The organism is Peribacillus saganii, from assembly GCF_003429095.1.
GTDB lineage: Bacteria > Bacillota > Bacilli > Bacillales > DSM-1321 > Peribacillus > Peribacillus saganii.
In genome coordinates this window covers 16,868-32,718 of record NZ_QVTE01000012.1, presented here as the reverse complement: position 1 = coordinate 32,718, position 15,851 = coordinate 16,868, and the positions used below count along the sequence as shown (strand labels likewise).

Here is a 15,851-nt window from a genome sequence, read left to right as displayed (position 1 = left end):
ATAGGAGGGAAATAACATGCCACGTGTAAAAGGCGGTACTGTTACTCGCAAACGTCGTAAAAAAGTAATAAAATTAGCTAAAGGATACTATGGTGCGAAACACATTTTATTCAAAGTAGCTAACCAACAAGTAATGAAATCCTTAATGTATGCATTCCGCGACCGTCGCCAGAAAAAGCGCGACTTCCGCAAACTTTGGATCGCACGTATCAATGCAGCTGCACGCATGAATGGTCTTTCTTACAGCCGTTTAATGCATGGCTTGAAGCTTGCAGGTATCGAAGTTAACCGTAAAATGTTAGCTGAACTTGCGGTTTCTGATGAGCAGGCATTTGCTCAATTGGCAACTGCTGCAAAGCAACAGTTTGATAAATAAGATCTAATGATCTGACTTAGCCATTCTCCTTCGCAGAGAATGGCTTTTTACATATTAGATGTTGAAACAGGAGGGGAAAGTTTATTGCAGAACATTGTTTCTCTGTATCTTATAGTAATAAATGTGGCAGCTTTTGCAAGCATGGGGATTGATAAAAGCAGGGCCAGAAAAGGGGCATATCGGATCAGTGAAAGGACGCTATGGATATTGGCTATAGCGGGCGGGACTCCGGGTGCACTGGCAGGCATGTATCAATTTCGGCATAAAACAAAGCACAGCTCCTTTACAGGCGGGATGCCATTGCTGCTGTTTGTCCAGGCTGTAATTTTTGTCTGGCTTATTAATCGGTAGCTTTGGAGAGGAAAGAATAAGAGCATGAAAAAAGCAAAGTTGATGACCCAGCTTTGCTTTTTTCGAGATAAATCCTAAATTAGTTTTTCAAAAACTCCTTAACCGGACTTTTCCAATCAATGGCTGCATGGGGGTATTTCTCCTTAATAACGCCTTCAATCCAGATAAAATCATCCCTTTGTAATCCCTGAAGCTCAGTGACGGTTTTAGGCCAGATAAAAATGGAAACAACTTCAAATGCATTATCAGTCGTGCCTAGATATTTTTCTCCTTCGAATAGCACCCCGTTGTAGGTAAGCAGGAAATTTTTTCGGACATTATTGGCATCATCCAGAAAGTAAAAGCTTTTTTGCTCGTGAGCCAATTCCAGCTTTCGTTTTGGATTGATAACATATTTGATTGCCGAATAGATTATGAAAATAATAACGGCGAATAATAATAATCGGATTAGCAGAAGCATCGGTTATCCTCCTAATGAAAACAGAGATTGTTATTTTTACGAGAAAGTATGACTTATTTAGCTAGTACAGATGTCTAGCTCCAACGCCCAGAACTTTTTTCCGTAGGAAAATAAAGCCCCGACGCACACGACGTACTAGTGCCAACGTCGCGAACTTAGCCTTCTTCCTCTGCACACGATGTTCCTTCTACCAGGGCGGCTGTGCTTTTCTTATATACGAAAGTAATTCGAAAAGGTTCCCTTTATTTGATATAATTTTTCATAAAAATAGATGTTAGGAGAAAACAAATGGATTTTAGCAAGCTTTTTGAAATGCAGGCTGCTTTGGACAGGCATATTGAAAAACAGCACGGACTGGAGAATATAGATTTAGCTAAAAAAAAGATTATGGCGCTCCTTGTGGAGGTAGGCGAACTGGCAAATGAAACCCGCTGCTTTAAATTCTGGAGCAAAAAGCCGGCTTCCCCTGATGAAAAAGTGCTTGAAGAATATGTTGACGGTATTCATTTTCTTCTCTCATTAGGCATTATGAAACAGTACCAGTCGGTTGTCCCTGACACTGCTGAGCAAATGGAACATGACTTGACCTCTCAATTTTTGAAGGTCTTTCAGGCGATTAACCTATTCCATGGTGAACAAACCGCAGCTTCATACTCAGATATGTTTGCGGCATACCTTGAGCTAGGATTGCTGCTTGGATTTGATGGCAATGATATAGAAAGGGCATATACGGAAAAAAATGCCGTGAATTTTGAACGTCAGGAACAGGGATATTAATCCTCTTTTTTGTACGTGCTCTTAAGGTTTAATATAATAGGAAGAAATACAGAACTGGAGGAATGGCAATGCTCGATGAAACACTAACAATGCTTAAGGAATTGACCGATGCTAAAGGGATTCCGGGGAATGAACGCGAAGTTCGCGAGGTAGTAAAAAAATACATAGCTCCTTTTGCAGACGAAATCGAAACAGACAATCTTGGCAGTTTAATCGCCAAGAAGACTGGAAAGGAAGACGGACCGAAAATTATGGTTGCCGGTCATTTAGACGAGATCGGTTTTATGATAACCCAGATCGATGACAAAGGCTTCGTCCGTTTTCAGACAGTAGGAGGATGGTGGTCTCAGGTAATGCTTGCTCAGCGTGTAACCATCGTTACGAAAAAGGGCGATATTACAGGAATAATTGGCTCCAAGCCGCCTCATATCCTTTCAGCGGATGCTCGTAAAAAGCCTGTTGATATTAAGGATATGTTTATTGATATTGGGGCGTCCAGCCGTGAGGAAGCAAAGGAGTGGGGAGTGCGTCCTGGCGATATGGCTGTTCCTTATTTTGAGTTTACAGTGATGAATAACGATAAAATGTTGCTTGCAAAAGCTTGGGATAATCGAATCGGCTGTGCAATAGCGATCAATGTGTTAAAGGGACTAAGAGGAAGCAAGCATCCGAACGTAGTATATGGGGTTGCAACAGTGCAGGAGGAAGTCGGCCTTCGCGGTGCGAGAACATCCGCCTTTAAGATCCAGCCTGATATTGCTTTTGCTGTTGATACTGGAATCGCTGCGGACACACCGGGAATCTCTGAAAAAGAAGCACTTGGAAAAATGGGTTCTGGTCCGCAGATCGTACTATACGACGCTTCGATGGTTTCCCATAAAGGGTTAAGAGATTTTATTGTTAATACAGCAGATGAGCTTGGTATTCCTTATCAATATGAAGTGATTCCAGGAGGCGGTACTGATTCAGGCCAAATCCATCTTACTGCAAAAGGCGTACCGGCTTTGTCTATCGGGATTGCAACACGATACATTCACTCCCACGCAGCCATGATTCATCGCGATGATTTTGAAAACACAGTAAAACTGATTGTTGAAGTCATTAAAAAACTTGACCGTGAAACAGTGGATAAAATAACTTTTGAATAATTTATAAAAAGACCATGCCGTTTTATTTTTGGCATGGTCTTTGCTTCATTGAAATCTTTCACTTTTTTATGGCATGGATTTCAGGCTTTATTTCCTAACGCTGGACTCCAAAACCTGAACCATTTCCTGTCTGTCCTGTTCGCTGCAGTTCTGCCAGATAACTTCAAATAATACACCAAGACCTGGAAGCATTTTTTCCTCGCCATTTTGAATGGCATCTACAATTGTTTCTCTTAATTCTTCCTGTGAATTCCCTGAAATATTTTGCATGATAGCATGACGCAGATTTAAATTCATTATTTTTCCTCCATACGCTAATTTTAAAGTCCGGCTGCCCTGTTGTCAGGAGACTTTAACATAGTGGTATTATTTCTCCTGCAGCGGTGCATTATGTATTCCAATTAGGTATAATAGGAAAATCAGTGATAAAGGGAGCGTATAGCGTGAAATATATCCAATCTGCAAAAAATCCGACAGTAAAGCAGTGGAAGAAGCTGCTTTCCAAAAAAGAACGGGATAATAGCGGTAAATATTTAATTGAAGGGTTCCATTTAGTGGAGGAAGCCTTGAAGGAACAGGATATTATTCAGGAGGTCATTGTTTCTGAAGGAACGGAGCTGCCTGTTGGGTTTCAACTGAATGGGGTAGAGGTCACATATGTAAGCGAGGAGGTAATGAAAGCCATATCTGATACTGAATCGCCGCAGGGAATTGCGGCAATCTGTGAACAGAAGGCTCTGTCTATAAATAATATAGAAGGAAAAACTTTCTTGCTGATTGATGCGGTTCAGGACCCTGGGAACATAGGTACAATGATCAGGACTGCCGATGCTGCGGGCATTGATGCCGTTGTTTTGGGCAATGGCTGTGCCGATCCGTATAACCCCAAGGTTATCCGTTCAACGCAAGGCAGTATTTTTCATCTGCCTGTAATAAAGGGCGATTTATTGGATTTTATCGGCCAAATGAAACAAAAAGATATTCCTGTATATGGGACATCACTAGAAAATGCTGCATCATTTGATCAGGCTGCCAAAAGTGACAGGTTTGCGCTGATCGTTGGAAATGAGGGGGGCGGAGTAAGCAAGGAACTGCTTGCCAATACTGATATGAATTTATATATTCCGATCCATGGCAGAAGCGAGTCTTTAAATGTGGCTGTAGCAGCAGGAATTTTGCTTTACCATCTGCGGGCGTAGTTTTATACCGCTGATGGTTAGTGCAAATTAAGTGACTGCTGGCTTTATTAAAGAGAAGCCTGCAAGCCAGGAATTTAACGATATACAGCCTTAATTAAGCAATGCTCAAAAAAGCTCTTTTTTAAAATTCGGTTTGTAAACAGCAGTAAAGTATACTATAATAAAAGCTAAATTTCATACTTTAAAAACTATGATAGAGAAAAGTAGCCTGCTCAAGCCATTCAGGGAAAAAATGCCGCAGACTGAGAGCATTTTTATGGGACTGTGCAGTTGAATTCACCTCTTGAGTTGGCACCAGGACTGCCATTGGCATAAAGGTGTACCGGCGAAAAGCCGTTAACGCAATGAAGTGAGAGTTCCGAAAGTATTCGGAGCGCTAATAAGGGTGGTAACGCGATACATAAACCTCGTCCCTTCCATGGGCGGGGTTTTTTTGTGTTTAAAATTAATGCACTAGTATTTAAGGAGGAAATTACATGCAGGAGCGTTTGCAAGAACTGCAGGCTGAAGCAATAGGAAAAGTAGAAGCTGCCGCAGATTTAAAAGAACTGAATGATATCCGCGTCGCGTATTTAGGGAAAAAGGGTCCAATAACGGAAGTGCTGAGAGGAATGGGCAAGCTTTCCGCAGAGGAGCGTCCAAAAATCGGTGCGTTAGCGAATGACGTGCGCGAGGCAATTGCCGTTACACTGGAAGCAAAGCAAGTTCAGTTTGAAAATGAGGCAGTGGCCGCAAAATTGGCATCTGAAACAATTGATGTTACACTGCCGGGACGTCAGGTGAACAAAGGAAACCATCATCCATTGACAAGAATCATTGAGGAAATTGAAGATTTGTTTATTGGAATGGGTTATGAAATTGCAGAAGGACCTGAAGTAGAGCAGGATTATTATAATTTTGAGGCTCTGAATCTGCCGAAGGGGCACCCGGCGCGCGATATGCAAGATTCGTTCTACATTACAGAAGAAACGCTTCTTCGTACGCAGACGTCCCCAGTACAGGCTCGGACAATGGAAAAACATAAAGGAAAAGGTCCAGTAAAAATCATCTGTCCTGGGAAAGTGTACCGCCGTGATAATGACGACGCAACGCACTCTCACCAATTCACACAAATTGAGGGCCTTGTTATTGATGAAAATATTCGGATGAGCGATTTGAAAGGAACGCTTGAAGTATTTGCCAAGAAGATGTTCGGGCAGGATCGCGAAATACGACTTCGCCCTAGCTTCTTCCCATTCACAGAACCGTCTGTGGAGATGGATATATCCTGTAAGATTTGCGGCGGAAAAGGATGCAGTGTGTGTAAAGGTACCGGCTGGATTGAAATTTTAGGTGCCGGAATGGTTCACCCGAGAGTTCTGGAAATGTCCGGTTTTGATTCAAAGAAATATTCAGGTTTTGCTTTTGGAATGGGTCCTGAGCGGATTGCCATGCTTAAATATGGTGTAGATGACATCCGTCATTTTTACACAAACGATATCCGTTTCATAAAGCAATTCCATCGCCACGAATAATAAATTACTTTTGAAAATATAACTTGCATGACTTGCCTGCAAGATTAAATACTTTGGGAGGATTAAAATGTTTGTATCCTATAATTGGCTCCGGGAATACGTAGACCTATCAGGCATAGATGCGTACGAACTGGCTGAAAAAATAACAAAAAGCGGAATTGAAGTTGAAGGTGTTGAAAAGAAAAGTGAAGGCCTTAAGGGAGTCGTTGTCGGTCACGTGGTTGAGCGGGAAAAGCATCCTGAGGCGGATAAATTAAACATTTGCCAGGTTGATTTAGGCGGGGAAGCACCTCTTCAGATCATTTGCGGAGCACCGAATGTAGATAAGGGACAAAAAGTAGCCGTAGCAACGGTTGGAGCTGTTCTCCCGGGCAATTTTAAAATTAAAAAGGCAAAGCTGCGTGGAGAAGAATCCAATGGAATGATTTGTTCCCTGCAAGAGCTTGGCTTCGAGGCTAAGCTGATTGCAAAGGAATATGCAACCGGAATCTTTGTGTTCCCTAATGAAACGGAAGTTGGCACTGATGCGCTTGAGGCACTGGGAATGGAGGATTATATTCTTGAACTTGGCCTTACTCCGAACCGGGCAGACGCGATGAGTATGCTTGGTGTTGCTTATGAAGTGGCTGCTATTCTCGGCAGAGAGGTTAAGTGGCCGGAAATAAACACCGTGGAGGCTGCTGAGAAGGCTTCCGAAATTATTTCTGTTTCGGTAGATGCGAAGGAGGATGCGCCGCTTTATACAGTGAAGGTGATCAAGGATGTTAAGATTGCACCATCTCCGCTATGGATGCAGACGAAATTAATGGCGAGTGGCATCCGTCCTCATAATAATATAGTAGATATTACAAACTATGTGATGCTTGAGTATGGACAGCCGCTGCATGCCTTCGATTATGACCGGTTTGGATCTAAGGAAGTTGTCGTTCGCCGGGCAAAAGAAAAAGAAATCCTTGTAACTCTTGATGATGCGGAACGTAAACTGACACCAGAGCATGTGGTAATAACAAATGGTGAAGAACCAGTTGGGATGGCAGGTGTAATGGGTGGAGCCAATTCAGAGGTGAATAGCGACACAACAACCGTACTATTGGAATCCGCGTATTTTGCAGGAGCTGCTATCCGTAAAGCATCAAAGGACCATGGCCTCCGGAGTGAAGCGAGCTCCCGCTATGAAAAGGGAATAGATCCGGCTCGTACCCGCGAGGCAGCAGAACGTGCGGCAAGCCTGATGGCTCAGTATGCCGGTGGAACTGTACTAAAAGGAACTGTTGTCGCAGACTCCCTTACAATCGAGCCAGCAGTTCTTTCTATTACATTAGATAAAATCAATAAAATCATTGGGGCTGAGCTTACGGCTGACGAAGTGGTTTCTATTTTTGAAAGGTTGAAATTTGAAGTGAAATCCGAAAATGGGGAATTCACTGTAACTGTACCTACTCGCCGTGGAGATATCACCATTGAGGAGGACTTAATTGAAGAGGTTGCCCGCCTTTATGGCTATGATAATATTCCAACAACATTGCCGGTCGGTGCCCAAGCCCCTGGCAAGCTGACTGCCTATCAGCAAAAGCGCCGTCAGGTTAAGCGCACTCTTGAGGGTGCGGGTGTATATCAAGCAATCACCTACTCTTTGACAAGCGAAGAAAAAGTTTCCGAATACGCCCTGGAAAAACGAGATCCAATCCGTCTTGCTATGCCAATGAGTGAGGACCGCAGCTATCTTCGCCAAAGTATCGTACCGCAGTTATTGGAAGTGCTGAAGTATAATCTCGCCCGCCAGAATGACTCAATTGCGGTTTATGAAATCGGCTCGGTTTTCTTAAGCAACAGGAAAGAAGAACTTCCTGATGAAAAAGAACATCTGGCTGGCGCGCTTACCGGATTATGGCTGTCACATCCATGGCAGGGAGAGAAAAAGCCGGTTGACTTCTACGTTGCAAAAGGAGTTATCGAAGCTGTTTTTGATACTTTGGGTCTAACACAAAATATTTCATACCAACAGGCAAAAATTCATGGTATGCATCCGGGACGGACAGCGGAAGTCCTATTAAATAATGAAAGCATTGGCTTCATTGGCCAAGTGCATCCGACAGTCCAAAAAGAATTGGATTTGAAGGAAACCTTTGTTTTTGAACTTTCTTTTGAAAAGCTGGCAAGCGTAGATGTTGAGCCAATCAATTACCAAGCCATCCCGCGATATCCGTCCATTACACGTGATATTGCTTTAGTAGTCGATAAAGAAGTTGCTGGCGGAAAATTGGAAAGCATCATAACTGATGCAGGAGGCAAACTTCTGAAGGAAGTACAGATTTTTGATCTTTATGAAGGCGAACGTATGGAGCCGGGCAAGAAATCCCTAGCCTTCTCTCTAAAATACTATGATCCGGAACGTACCCTGACTGAAGAGGATATTGCAAAGGCACATGAAAAAGTATTGAAAGCTGTAAAAGAAGAAGCAGGGGCAGAGCTTCGCGGATAAATAGCTATAATAAAAGCAGTGGCCATACTTTGGACCACTGCTTTTTGCTATTGGAGGAAAAAACCCCTACACACAGGACAAGGAATACTTCTGCAGCGATCACACGAATCAAAGCAGCAGCTTGGGAGGCCGTCCTTGTGCCGGTATCGCAAAAGGATGGATCAGAACAGCGTTTCCACAGGACGCGGCACACTAAGCTGTCCCTTTTTTGTTAGGTCGCTTGCACTTTTGTCCTGTTGCCTGAGAGAAAAATAAACCGGGATTTTATTAAATAAAAAGCGGCCAGCTTCTGCCTTCTACTTATACTTTCTATTATAAAGCCCTTTTGCCTTATTCGTATTTGCAAAATGCACCTTTGTGAATTTATGGAGTGCTTCTACTCCATGCTCATGAATTAATCTCGCTGCTGCTTCATCCACCGCACCACCAGCTCCTTTTGGAATCTTGAATCCGGCAGCTTCGGACAGTTTATCGAATTGCTTAACAAATGCATAGCGGGCAAGAATAGAGGCGGCAGCTACCGACATATGTATACTCTCTGCTTTCGTGCTTAAATAGACATTCTTCGCTTTAAATAGCTCTTGTCCTTTTAAATAGTTGAAGAATACGCCTGGCTGCGCGAACTGGTCGATCAATACTGCATCCGCATCCTCAGGCTGTATTTTTTCAATTACATTTTTTAATGCCTGATTATGGAGCAATGCCTTCATTTTTCCCTGGGACATTCCTTTTGACTGCATGGCATTATATTTCGGATTACCGCAAATCAGCAGGCTGTATGGGACAATATGCTTGATTTCGGAGGCTATACTGATAATCTGCGAATCGTTCAGGAATTTTGAGTCTTTAACTCCTAGTTCCTTTAACAATGGAATTTGATCGCTTTTAACATATACGGCCGCTACTGTTATCGGTCCAAAATAATCGCCAGTTCCAACTTCATCTGACCCAATGACAGATAATTGGCCAATATTGGAGGGAGGCGAGTAGCTGTGTACTTTAACCGACGAAGCGGCGGACTTTTTCTCTGGCTTCTCAGCAACAGACGCAGATGCTGCAGATCCCCACTGCTGAGATTCAGCCGCTGCGCGTGCCCCTTGAAAAAGGACTTTTCCTGACTTATAGGCAGTAATGGTGCACAGGTCTGGTTTGGCCGCAAAAATGCTGCCAGGAGGATTTTTAGCTGAGAGGAATTTGGAATAATGCACTTTCATGGCTTCGATCTGTGAAAGTGATAATTGCAGAACGACATGTGACATAGTTTAAAACTCTCCTTGGTTTTGTGTTTATTGAAATGTAATCGCATTTTCTGTTATATACAGGAAGCTTCACGATTGATTCTAAAGAAAAACCATGCATCGCCTATAAAATGGCATCGTCATGCTTTCAAGGCGAAAGGGTTTCATGTTATGATATAGATTAGGATTCTTTAGGATTGGGGGCATCATCTTGTCAGACGATAAGAAAAATAGAATTACTGTTGATATATTCGGACAGCAATATACCATAGTTGGTACGGAAAGCTCCAGCCATATCCGGCTCGTTGCTTCTATGGTTGACGATAAAATGCGAGAAATCAGCTCCAAGAATCCTTCTTTGGATACAGGTAAGCTTGCTGTTTTGACTGCTGTTAATACCGTACACGATTATATAAAGTTAAAAGATCAAATAAACCAGCTTGAACTGGAATTAAAGAGAGTAAAGGATTGAAGGAAATGCTTGATCTTGCAATTATCGCCATCCTCCTGATAGGGTTCCTGATCGGACTCCGCCGCGGATTCATTCTTCAGCTAATCCACATTACGGGTTTTATTATTGCCTTTATAGTTGCATATGTTTATTATGATGATCTGGCTCCTAAGCTTAAACTGTGGGTTCCTTATCCAAGTTTTGGCGACACAGCAGCACTAAAAATGATTTTTGACGGCATGGGATTGGATACGGCATTTTATAATGCTATTGCTTTTTCGATTCTGTTTTTCGGTGCGAAAATAGCCTGGCAGCTATTTGGATCGATGCTTGATTTTATTGCCCACTTCCCGATTTTAAAACAATTGAATGTCTGGGGCGGTGGCTTATTAGGACTCATAGAAGTTTATCTTATCATGTTTATTCTATTATACATAGCAGCTCTTTTGCCGATTGAACCACTTCAGGCCCAGTTGGCTGATTCTTTCATGGCAGAAGGAATTGTAAAAAGTACTCCTCTGCTGTCGGGCAAAGTAAAGGAACTTTGGTTCGATTACATGCCTGTCTAAACCGCGGTCTGTTTTCAACGAAACTAAAACGTACAGTAATGGTGGAAAAAACCTTGTCAGTTTATCTTGGCAGGGTTCTTCGTTTGAAACAGAAAGAGTATGCTGTGTAAAGTACTGCGCTTCCGCTTTTCTAAAGAGATAAGTAATACTTTTTAACAAGTACAGATGTCTAGCTCCAGCGCCCAGCTCCGACGCAGCGATCTTAGTCGGCCTCAAGGTCATAAGCCAAACGCTTCGGAAGGCAAAAAGCGCTTTCTATCCGCGTTTGTCTTATGCTTGCCGGGCCCGCACGATGTGGGTCAGAACAGCGAAGGAATGCGGACGTGGCTACCTTAGCCGTTCATCCTCCGCAGGCGCTTCCACTTTTAGGAGTTGTGAATTCTTTTGAAGCACGGTATCTTAAAGAAAGAAAATCTAGCGGAAATTGCAGGTGAAAAACAATGTCAGTTAATAAAAAAGATGTAATCCGATTATTGGAACGCATTGCGATATATATGGAGTTAAAGGGCGAGAATCCTTTTAAAGTTTCTGCATTCAGGAAAGCGGCTGGAGCACTCGAAACCGATGACCGGAGCTTGCATGGAATAGAAGATTTTACGGCACTGTCAGGTATTGGAAAAGGAACAGCTGCAGTGATTGAAGAGTATATAAAAGAAGGAAAATCGTCTGTGCTAGAAGAACTGCAGGCTGAGGTTCCTGAGGGGCTGGTTCCATTGCTGCAGCTGCCAGGGCTAGGAGGAAAGAAAATTTCCAAGCTTTATAAAGAATTACAGGTAGAGAATATAGAAGATTTGAAGTCTGTCTGTGAAGCAGGAAAGGTTCGTGACCTTGCAGGCTTTGGCAAAAAAACGGAGGAGAAAATCTTGGCTGCGATCCAGGAGTCAGGATCCCGTCCGGACCGTCTCCCAATTGCGTTTATGCTGCCGATTGCAGCAGAGATTGAAAACATTCTTGGCAAGATGAAGGATATAGTAAGATTTTCACGGGCAGGCAGTATCCGCCGGATGAAGGAAACAATAAAGGATCTTGATTTCATTATTGCGACCGATAATCCTGTTTCCGTAAAGGACCAGCTGCTTGCGATACCGCATGTCAGCCAGGTCATTGCAGCAGGTGACACCAAGGTTTCCGTCACATTGGCTTATCAATATGAAGTATCAGTGGATTTCAGGCTGGTAAAAAACCATGAATTCATTACTACCCTCCACCACTTTACAGGCTCTAAAGATCATAATGTCCGCATGAGACAGCTGGCGAAAGATAGGGGAGAGAAAATCAGCGAATATGGTGTAGAACAGTCTGAAACTGGAGAAATTCTCAATTTTGACTCCGAAAAAGAGTTTTTTGAGCATTTTGGACTGCCATTTATCCCTCCAGAAGCACGGGAGGACGGAACTGAGGTTGATAAACGAATTTCAGCGAGTGACCTAATCTCTCTATCGGATATAAAAGGTGATCTCCATTTGCACTCCACATGGAGTGATGGGGCATACTCTATAGAAGAAATGATAGAGGCTTGCCGTGCTAAAGGTTATAAGTATATGGCCATTACAGACCACTCCCGCTATTTGGTTGTGGCAAATGGGCTGACTCCTGAACGTTTAAGGGAACAAAAAGCCCTTATACGTGAATTGAATAAGAAATATGATGACATTACGATCCTTTCAGGCGTTGAGATGGATATTCTGCCTGATGGATCGCTTGATTATGATGACGATCTTCTAAAAGAGATGGACCTTGTCATTGCATCTATTCACTCGAGTTTTTCACAGCCAAGAGAAAAAATTATGAACAGGCTCAAAAATGCACTTGAAAACAAACATGTTGACATAATTGCTCATCCGACAGGGAGAGTGATTGGCAGGCGTAAAGGCTATGATGTTGATATGGATATGCTGATTGAATTGGCTGCAAAAACGAATACAGCCCTAGAGCTAAACGCAAACCCCAACAGACTTGATCTTTCCTCCGAGAATGTAAGAAAGGCACAAGAGGCAGGCGTTATGCTTGTTATCAATACTGATGCACACAGCATTGATATGCTTGAGGATATGGAGGTCGGAGTAGCGGCAGCAAAGAAAGGCTGGATTAAAACATCCAGTGTGTTAAATGCAAGGGAGCCAGATGAATTATTGGGGTTTTTAAAAAGAAATGATTAATTTTCCGGAGTATACAGGCTAAGTGAAGGAGGTAGTTACTCCATGCATAATAAAGCAATGCGTACATTAGAATTTCATAAAATTAAAGAACAGCTGCTTACATTTGCATCTTCTTCAATAGGAAAGGAAAAAGCGCAGCAATTGGAACCTTCTGTTGATTTTCAAGAAGTAGTTAAATGGCAGGAAGAAACGGATGAAGCAGCAAAAGCTTTTCGGCTGCGAGGAAATGTTCCCCTTGGCGGCATTTTTGATATAAGACCACATGCAAAAAGAGCACAAATAGGCGGAATGCTGAGTCCAGGTGAGCTTATGGAAATCTCAAGCACGATCCGGGCGGGAAGGGTATTGGAGCGTTTTATCGCTGAATTGATTGAGGATGGACATGAACTGCCGCTTATTGCAGAATACATGAACGCATTTAGCCCGCAGCAGGATCTGCAGAAGCTCATTAATAATGCAATAAGTGAAAACGGCGAAGTGATGGATTCAGCAAGCGAAAAGCTAAGGGCTCTTCGCAATCAGCTGCGGACGAATGAGGCAAGGGTCCGGGAAAAGCTTGAAAGCATGATCCGTTCCTCCAATGCCCAAAAAATGCTGTCGGATGCCATTATAACGATCCGAAATGATCGCTTTGTTATTCCAGTGAAACAAGAATATCGCAGCTCATATGGCGGTATTATTCATGACCAATCCTCTTCAGGTCAAACGTTATTTATTGAACCCCAGGTAATTGTACAGCTCAATAACGTGTTGCAAGAAACCCGGGTTCTGGAACAGCAGGAAATTGAACGGATACTAATTGAATTGTCAGCAGCTGTTGGTGAACACACTCACGAGCTGCTGCAGAACGTAAAAATTCTTGCGCATATTGACTTTATGTTTGCCAAGGCTAAATACGCAAAGAAACTGAAAGCTTCTAAGCCGCTGCTGAACAATGAAGGCAGGGTGAAGCTTTTTAAGGCGAAGCATCCATTAATCCCGCCAGACGTAGTAGTGGCAAACGATATTTTTCTAGGTGAAGACTTCACGACAATCGTAATAACAGGGCCCAATACAGGTGGTAAAACAGTTACGCTGAAAACGATCGGCTTGTGCACCCTGATGGCACAGGCCGGCTTGCAAATACCGGCCATAGATGGGTCTGAGGCAGCTGTTTTCCGCTCTGTTTACGCCGACATTGGCGATGAACAGTCGATTGAACAGAGTCTGAGTACCTTCTCGTCCCATATGGTTAACATTGTTGATATTTTAAAGCAGATGGACCATGATAGCCTCGTTCTGTTTGATGAATTGGGTGCTGGAACCGATCCTCAGGAAGGTGCGGCGCTGGCGATTTCCATTCTTGATGAGGTCTATAAAAGAGGAGCTAGAGTCATTGCGACAACTCACTATCCGGAGCTCAAGGCATATGGCTATAATCGTCAGGGAGTTATAAATGCGAGCGTGGAATTTGATATTGAGACGCTTAGCCCAACCTATCGATTATTAATCGGAGTACCGGGCCGAAGCAACGCGTTTGAAATTTCCAAGCGGCTGGGGCTAAACGAATCCGTTATTGAAAATGCCAGAGGCTATATTGGTGCCGATACAAATAAAGTCGAGAATATGATCGCTTCTCTTGAAGAAAGCCGAAAGCAGGCAGAAGAGGACAGGGAAGAAGCAAACGACTATCTCAAGCAGTCAGAAAAACTTCATAAAGACCTTCAAAAACAGATTATGGAATATTATGATGAAAAAGACTCAATGATCGACAAAGCTGCCCGGGAAGCATCAGAAATTGTTGAAAAAGCAAAGCGTGAAGCAGAAGAAGTGATCTCTGAACTGCGAAAGCTTGCTCTTGAAAAAAATGCTGAAGTGAAAGAGCATGAGCTAATCGAGGCACGGAGACGGATTGAAGAATCCGCCCCAGCTGTGAAAAAATCGAAAAAAGCTGCTGTAAAAGCAGAAAAACGAGAATGGCAGCCAGGTGATGAGGTCAAGGTTATTACCTTTGGCCAAAAGGGGCATATAGTAGAGAAAGTTTCGTCAGACGAGTGGCAGGTTCAAATTGGCATTATGAAGATGAAAGTGAAAGAAAGTGACCTCTTATTCATTAAAAGTGAAAAGCCTAAAGAAACGAAGCATCTTGCTACTGTCCGCGGCAAAGACTACCACGTTAGTCTTGAGCTGGATTTAAGAGGAGAGCGTTTCGAAACGGCGCTTTCCAGGGTGGAGAAGTATATCGATGATGCGCTGCTTGCCGGCTATCCTCGAGTGTCCATCATCCATGGTAAAGGTACTGGGGCGCTAAGACAGGGTGTACAGGAGTATCTGCGCAATCACCGCTCAGTGAAAAAAATCCGTTTTGGGGAAGCGGGAGAAGGCGGAACAGGTGTGACGGTTGTAGAGTTTAAATAAATCGGGAGCTAACCATATGAAAAACTTTTGGGAAAATGAGTTTGTGAATACTGCTGCTAATTATAGCGTCGTCATCCTTTTCATCGTGGTTTTTCTTGCCGTTTTCGAGCTGGTGACAAAATATAAAAACTGGGCTGAAATCAAAAATGGAAACTTGGCCGTCGCAATGGCAACGAGCGGAAAAATTTTTGGGATCGCTAATATTTTTACTCATTCAATCCAGCAGCATAATTCTTTATTGTCGATGATAAGCTGGGGTATTTTTGGATTTATCCTGCTGTTGGCCAGTTATTTTATTTTTGAATTTTTAACCCCAGGTTTTAAAATTGATGAAGAAATAGAGAATGATAACCGTGCCGTCGGTTTAATATCACTGATGATTTCTGTCGGGCTATCCTTTGTGATCGGAGCAGGCATCTCATAATGGGAGAGGTTGGATTTGGAAACACTCGCTAAGGTACTCCTTGGTTTATGTGCAGTATTCCTGTTAGTAGGCATCATTTATATGGTTTTCTTTTAGTCTAAGCTTATTCTTAAACGGATACCGATTAAAAATATATACCCGGATCTGTGTAAGTAAGAGAATCCTCAGCTTGGCACCGCTAAACAATTGGCCAACCCTGCCAGGAAGGGTTAAATTTAAGCGCCTTGTCGGAAATGTTTTTTCTGATGGGGCGCTATTATTTTTTAACTGCAGTGGAATTATGAATCGTTAATCATTGTCTAGGCA

15 protein-coding genes and 1 other annotated feature are annotated in these 15,851 nt (G+C 42.9%); of the genes, 12 read left to right on the top strand and 3 right to left on the bottom strand.

Going from position 1 to position 15,851, the window contains the following annotated elements; genetic code table 11:
- Window positions 1-16: 16 nt before the first annotated feature.
- Together rplT and D0469_RS05190 are read left to right on the top strand one after the other, a co-directional pair.
- Window positions 17-376, top strand: coding sequence for a 50S ribosomal protein L20 (rplT, locus tag D0469_RS05195; protein ID WP_117325581.1), 360 nt, complete (start codon window positions 17-19; stop codon window positions 374-376).
- Window positions 377-460: 84 nt separating this feature from the next.
- The gene (locus D0469_RS05190) at window positions 461-727 is read left to right on the top strand and encodes a DUF1294 domain-containing protein (protein WP_233522947.1); all 267 of its coding nucleotides are present in this window, start codon (window positions 461-463) and stop codon (window positions 725-727) included.
- A 79-nt stretch (window positions 728-806) separates the two neighbouring features.
- Here the strand turns inward: D0469_RS05190 and D0469_RS05185 are convergent, their stop codons facing one another.
- The gene (locus D0469_RS05185) at window positions 807-1,187 is read right to left on the bottom strand and encodes a sigma-w pathway protein ysdB (protein WP_117325579.1); all 381 of its coding nucleotides are present in this window, start codon (window positions 1,185-1,187) and stop codon (window positions 807-809) included.
- 288 nt (window positions 1,188-1,475) lie between these two features.
- On the opposite strand from D0469_RS05185, the gene D0469_RS05180 reads away from it, so the two are divergent.
- Both D0469_RS05180 and D0469_RS05175 read left to right on the top strand, forming a co-directional pair.
- On the top strand, window positions 1,476-1,964 hold the full coding sequence (locus tag D0469_RS05180) for a dUTP diphosphatase (RefSeq protein ID WP_117325578.1): 489 nt from the start codon (window positions 1,476-1,478) through the stop codon (window positions 1,962-1,964).
- A 62-nt stretch (window positions 1,965-2,026) separates the two neighbouring features.
- Window positions 2,027-3,112 (top strand): M42 family metallopeptidase, encoded by a 1,086-nt coding sequence (locus D0469_RS05175; RefSeq protein ID WP_117325577.1) that lies wholly within the window; start codon window positions 2,027-2,029, stop codon window positions 3,110-3,112.
- A gap of 87 nt (window positions 3,113-3,199) precedes the next feature.
- Here the strand turns inward: D0469_RS05175 and sspI are convergent, their stop codons facing one another.
- Entirely contained in the window at window positions 3,200-3,409 is a 210-nt protein-coding gene (gene sspI / locus D0469_RS05170) for a small acid-soluble spore protein SspI (RefSeq protein WP_117325576.1), read from the bottom strand.
- Window positions 3,410-3,555: 146 nt separating this feature from the next.
- Between sspI and D0469_RS05165 the strand changes: the two genes are divergently transcribed.
- From D0469_RS05165 to pheT, 3 genes are all read left to right on the top strand, one after another.
- The gene (locus D0469_RS05165) at window positions 3,556-4,311 is read left to right on the top strand and encodes a TrmH family RNA methyltransferase (protein WP_117325575.1); all 756 of its coding nucleotides are present in this window, start codon (window positions 3,556-3,558) and stop codon (window positions 4,309-4,311) included.
- A 181-nt stretch (window positions 4,312-4,492) separates the two neighbouring features.
- Window positions 4,493-4,729: a binding site (T-box leader), on the top strand.
- A 58-nt stretch (window positions 4,730-4,787) separates the two neighbouring features.
- Window positions 4,788-5,825: a phenylalanine--tRNA ligase subunit alpha gene (gene pheS / locus D0469_RS05160; RefSeq protein WP_117325574.1), complete on the top strand. Its 1,038-nt coding sequence runs from the start codon at window positions 4,788-4,790 to the stop codon at window positions 5,823-5,825.
- A gap of 67 nt (window positions 5,826-5,892) precedes the next feature.
- Window positions 5,893-8,307, top strand: a complete 2,415-nt coding sequence (pheT, locus tag D0469_RS05155) for a phenylalanine--tRNA ligase subunit beta (protein ID WP_117325573.1) — start codon at window positions 5,893-5,895, stop codon at window positions 8,305-8,307.
- A 296-nt stretch (window positions 8,308-8,603) separates the two neighbouring features.
- Here pheT and rnhC read toward each other — a convergent pair whose 3' ends face one another.
- On the bottom strand, window positions 8,604-9,566 hold the full coding sequence (gene rnhC / locus D0469_RS05150; RefSeq protein WP_117325572.1) for a ribonuclease HIII: 963 nt from the start codon (window positions 9,564-9,566) through the stop codon (window positions 8,604-8,606).
- A gap of 190 nt (window positions 9,567-9,756) precedes the next feature.
- Between rnhC and zapA the strand changes: the two genes are divergently transcribed.
- The 5 genes from zapA to D0469_RS05125 all read left to right on the top strand — a co-directional run bounded on the left by zapA (window position 9,757) and on the right by D0469_RS05125 (window position 15,545).
- Window positions 9,757-10,017 (top strand): cell division protein ZapA, encoded by a 261-nt coding sequence (gene zapA, locus D0469_RS05145; protein WP_117325571.1) that lies wholly within the window; start codon window positions 9,757-9,759, stop codon window positions 10,015-10,017.
- Between the two features lie 5 nt (window positions 10,018-10,022).
- Window positions 10,023-10,565 (top strand): CvpA family protein, encoded by a 543-nt coding sequence (locus D0469_RS05140; RefSeq protein WP_117325631.1) that lies wholly within the window; start codon window positions 10,023-10,025, stop codon window positions 10,563-10,565.
- Window positions 10,566-11,005: 440 nt separating this feature from the next.
- Window positions 11,006-12,724 carry a DNA polymerase/3'-5' exonuclease PolX gene (gene polX / locus D0469_RS05135; protein ID WP_117325570.1) on the top strand — a complete coding sequence of 573 codons (1,719 nt, stop codon included), beginning with the start codon at window positions 11,006-11,008 and terminating at the stop codon, window positions 12,722-12,724.
- A 42-nt stretch (window positions 12,725-12,766) separates the two neighbouring features.
- Entirely contained in the window at window positions 12,767-15,121 is a 2,355-nt protein-coding gene (locus D0469_RS05130; protein ID WP_117325569.1) for an endonuclease MutS2, read from the top strand.
- A gap of 16 nt (window positions 15,122-15,137) precedes the next feature.
- Window positions 15,138-15,545 (top strand): DUF350 domain-containing protein, encoded by a 408-nt coding sequence (locus tag D0469_RS05125; protein ID WP_117325568.1) that lies wholly within the window; start codon window positions 15,138-15,140, stop codon window positions 15,543-15,545.
- Window positions 15,546-15,851: the final 306 nt, after the last annotated feature.

Coding starts and splice junctions, on each gene's coding strand:
- D0469_RS05180 (WP_117325578.1), top strand. CDS start 1,476: ATGGATTTTAGCAAGCTTTTTGAAATGCAGGCTGCTTTGGACAGGCAT.
- rnhC (WP_117325572.1), bottom strand. CDS start 9,566: ATGTCACATGTCGTTCTGCAATTATCACTTTCACAGATCGAAGCCATG.
- pheT (WP_117325573.1), top strand. CDS start 5,893: ATGTTTGTATCCTATAATTGGCTCCGGGAATACGTAGACCTATCAGGC.
- pheS (WP_117325574.1), top strand. CDS start 4,788: ATGCAGGAGCGTTTGCAAGAACTGCAGGCTGAAGCAATAGGAAAAGTA.
- polX (WP_117325570.1), top strand. CDS start 11,006: ATGTCAGTTAATAAAAAAGATGTAATCCGATTATTGGAACGCATTGCG.
- D0469_RS05125 (WP_117325568.1), top strand. CDS start 15,138: ATGAAAAACTTTTGGGAAAATGAGTTTGTGAATACTGCTGCTAATTAT.
- rplT (WP_117325581.1), top strand. CDS start 17: ATGCCACGTGTAAAAGGCGGTACTGTTACTCGCAAACGTCGTAAAAAA.
- D0469_RS05175 (WP_117325577.1), top strand. CDS start 2,027: ATGGCAATGCTCGATGAAACACTAACAATGCTTAAGGAATTGACCGAT.
- D0469_RS05185 (WP_117325579.1), bottom strand. CDS start 1,187: ATGCTTCTGCTAATCCGATTATTATTATTCGCCGTTATTATTTTCATA.
- D0469_RS05130 (WP_117325569.1), top strand. CDS start 12,767: ATGCATAATAAAGCAATGCGTACATTAGAATTTCATAAAATTAAAGAA.
- sspI (WP_117325576.1), bottom strand. CDS start 3,409: ATGAATTTAAATCTGCGTCATGCTATCATGCAAAATATTTCAGGGAAT.
- D0469_RS05140 (WP_117325631.1), top strand. CDS start 10,023: ATGCTTGATCTTGCAATTATCGCCATCCTCCTGATAGGGTTCCTGATC.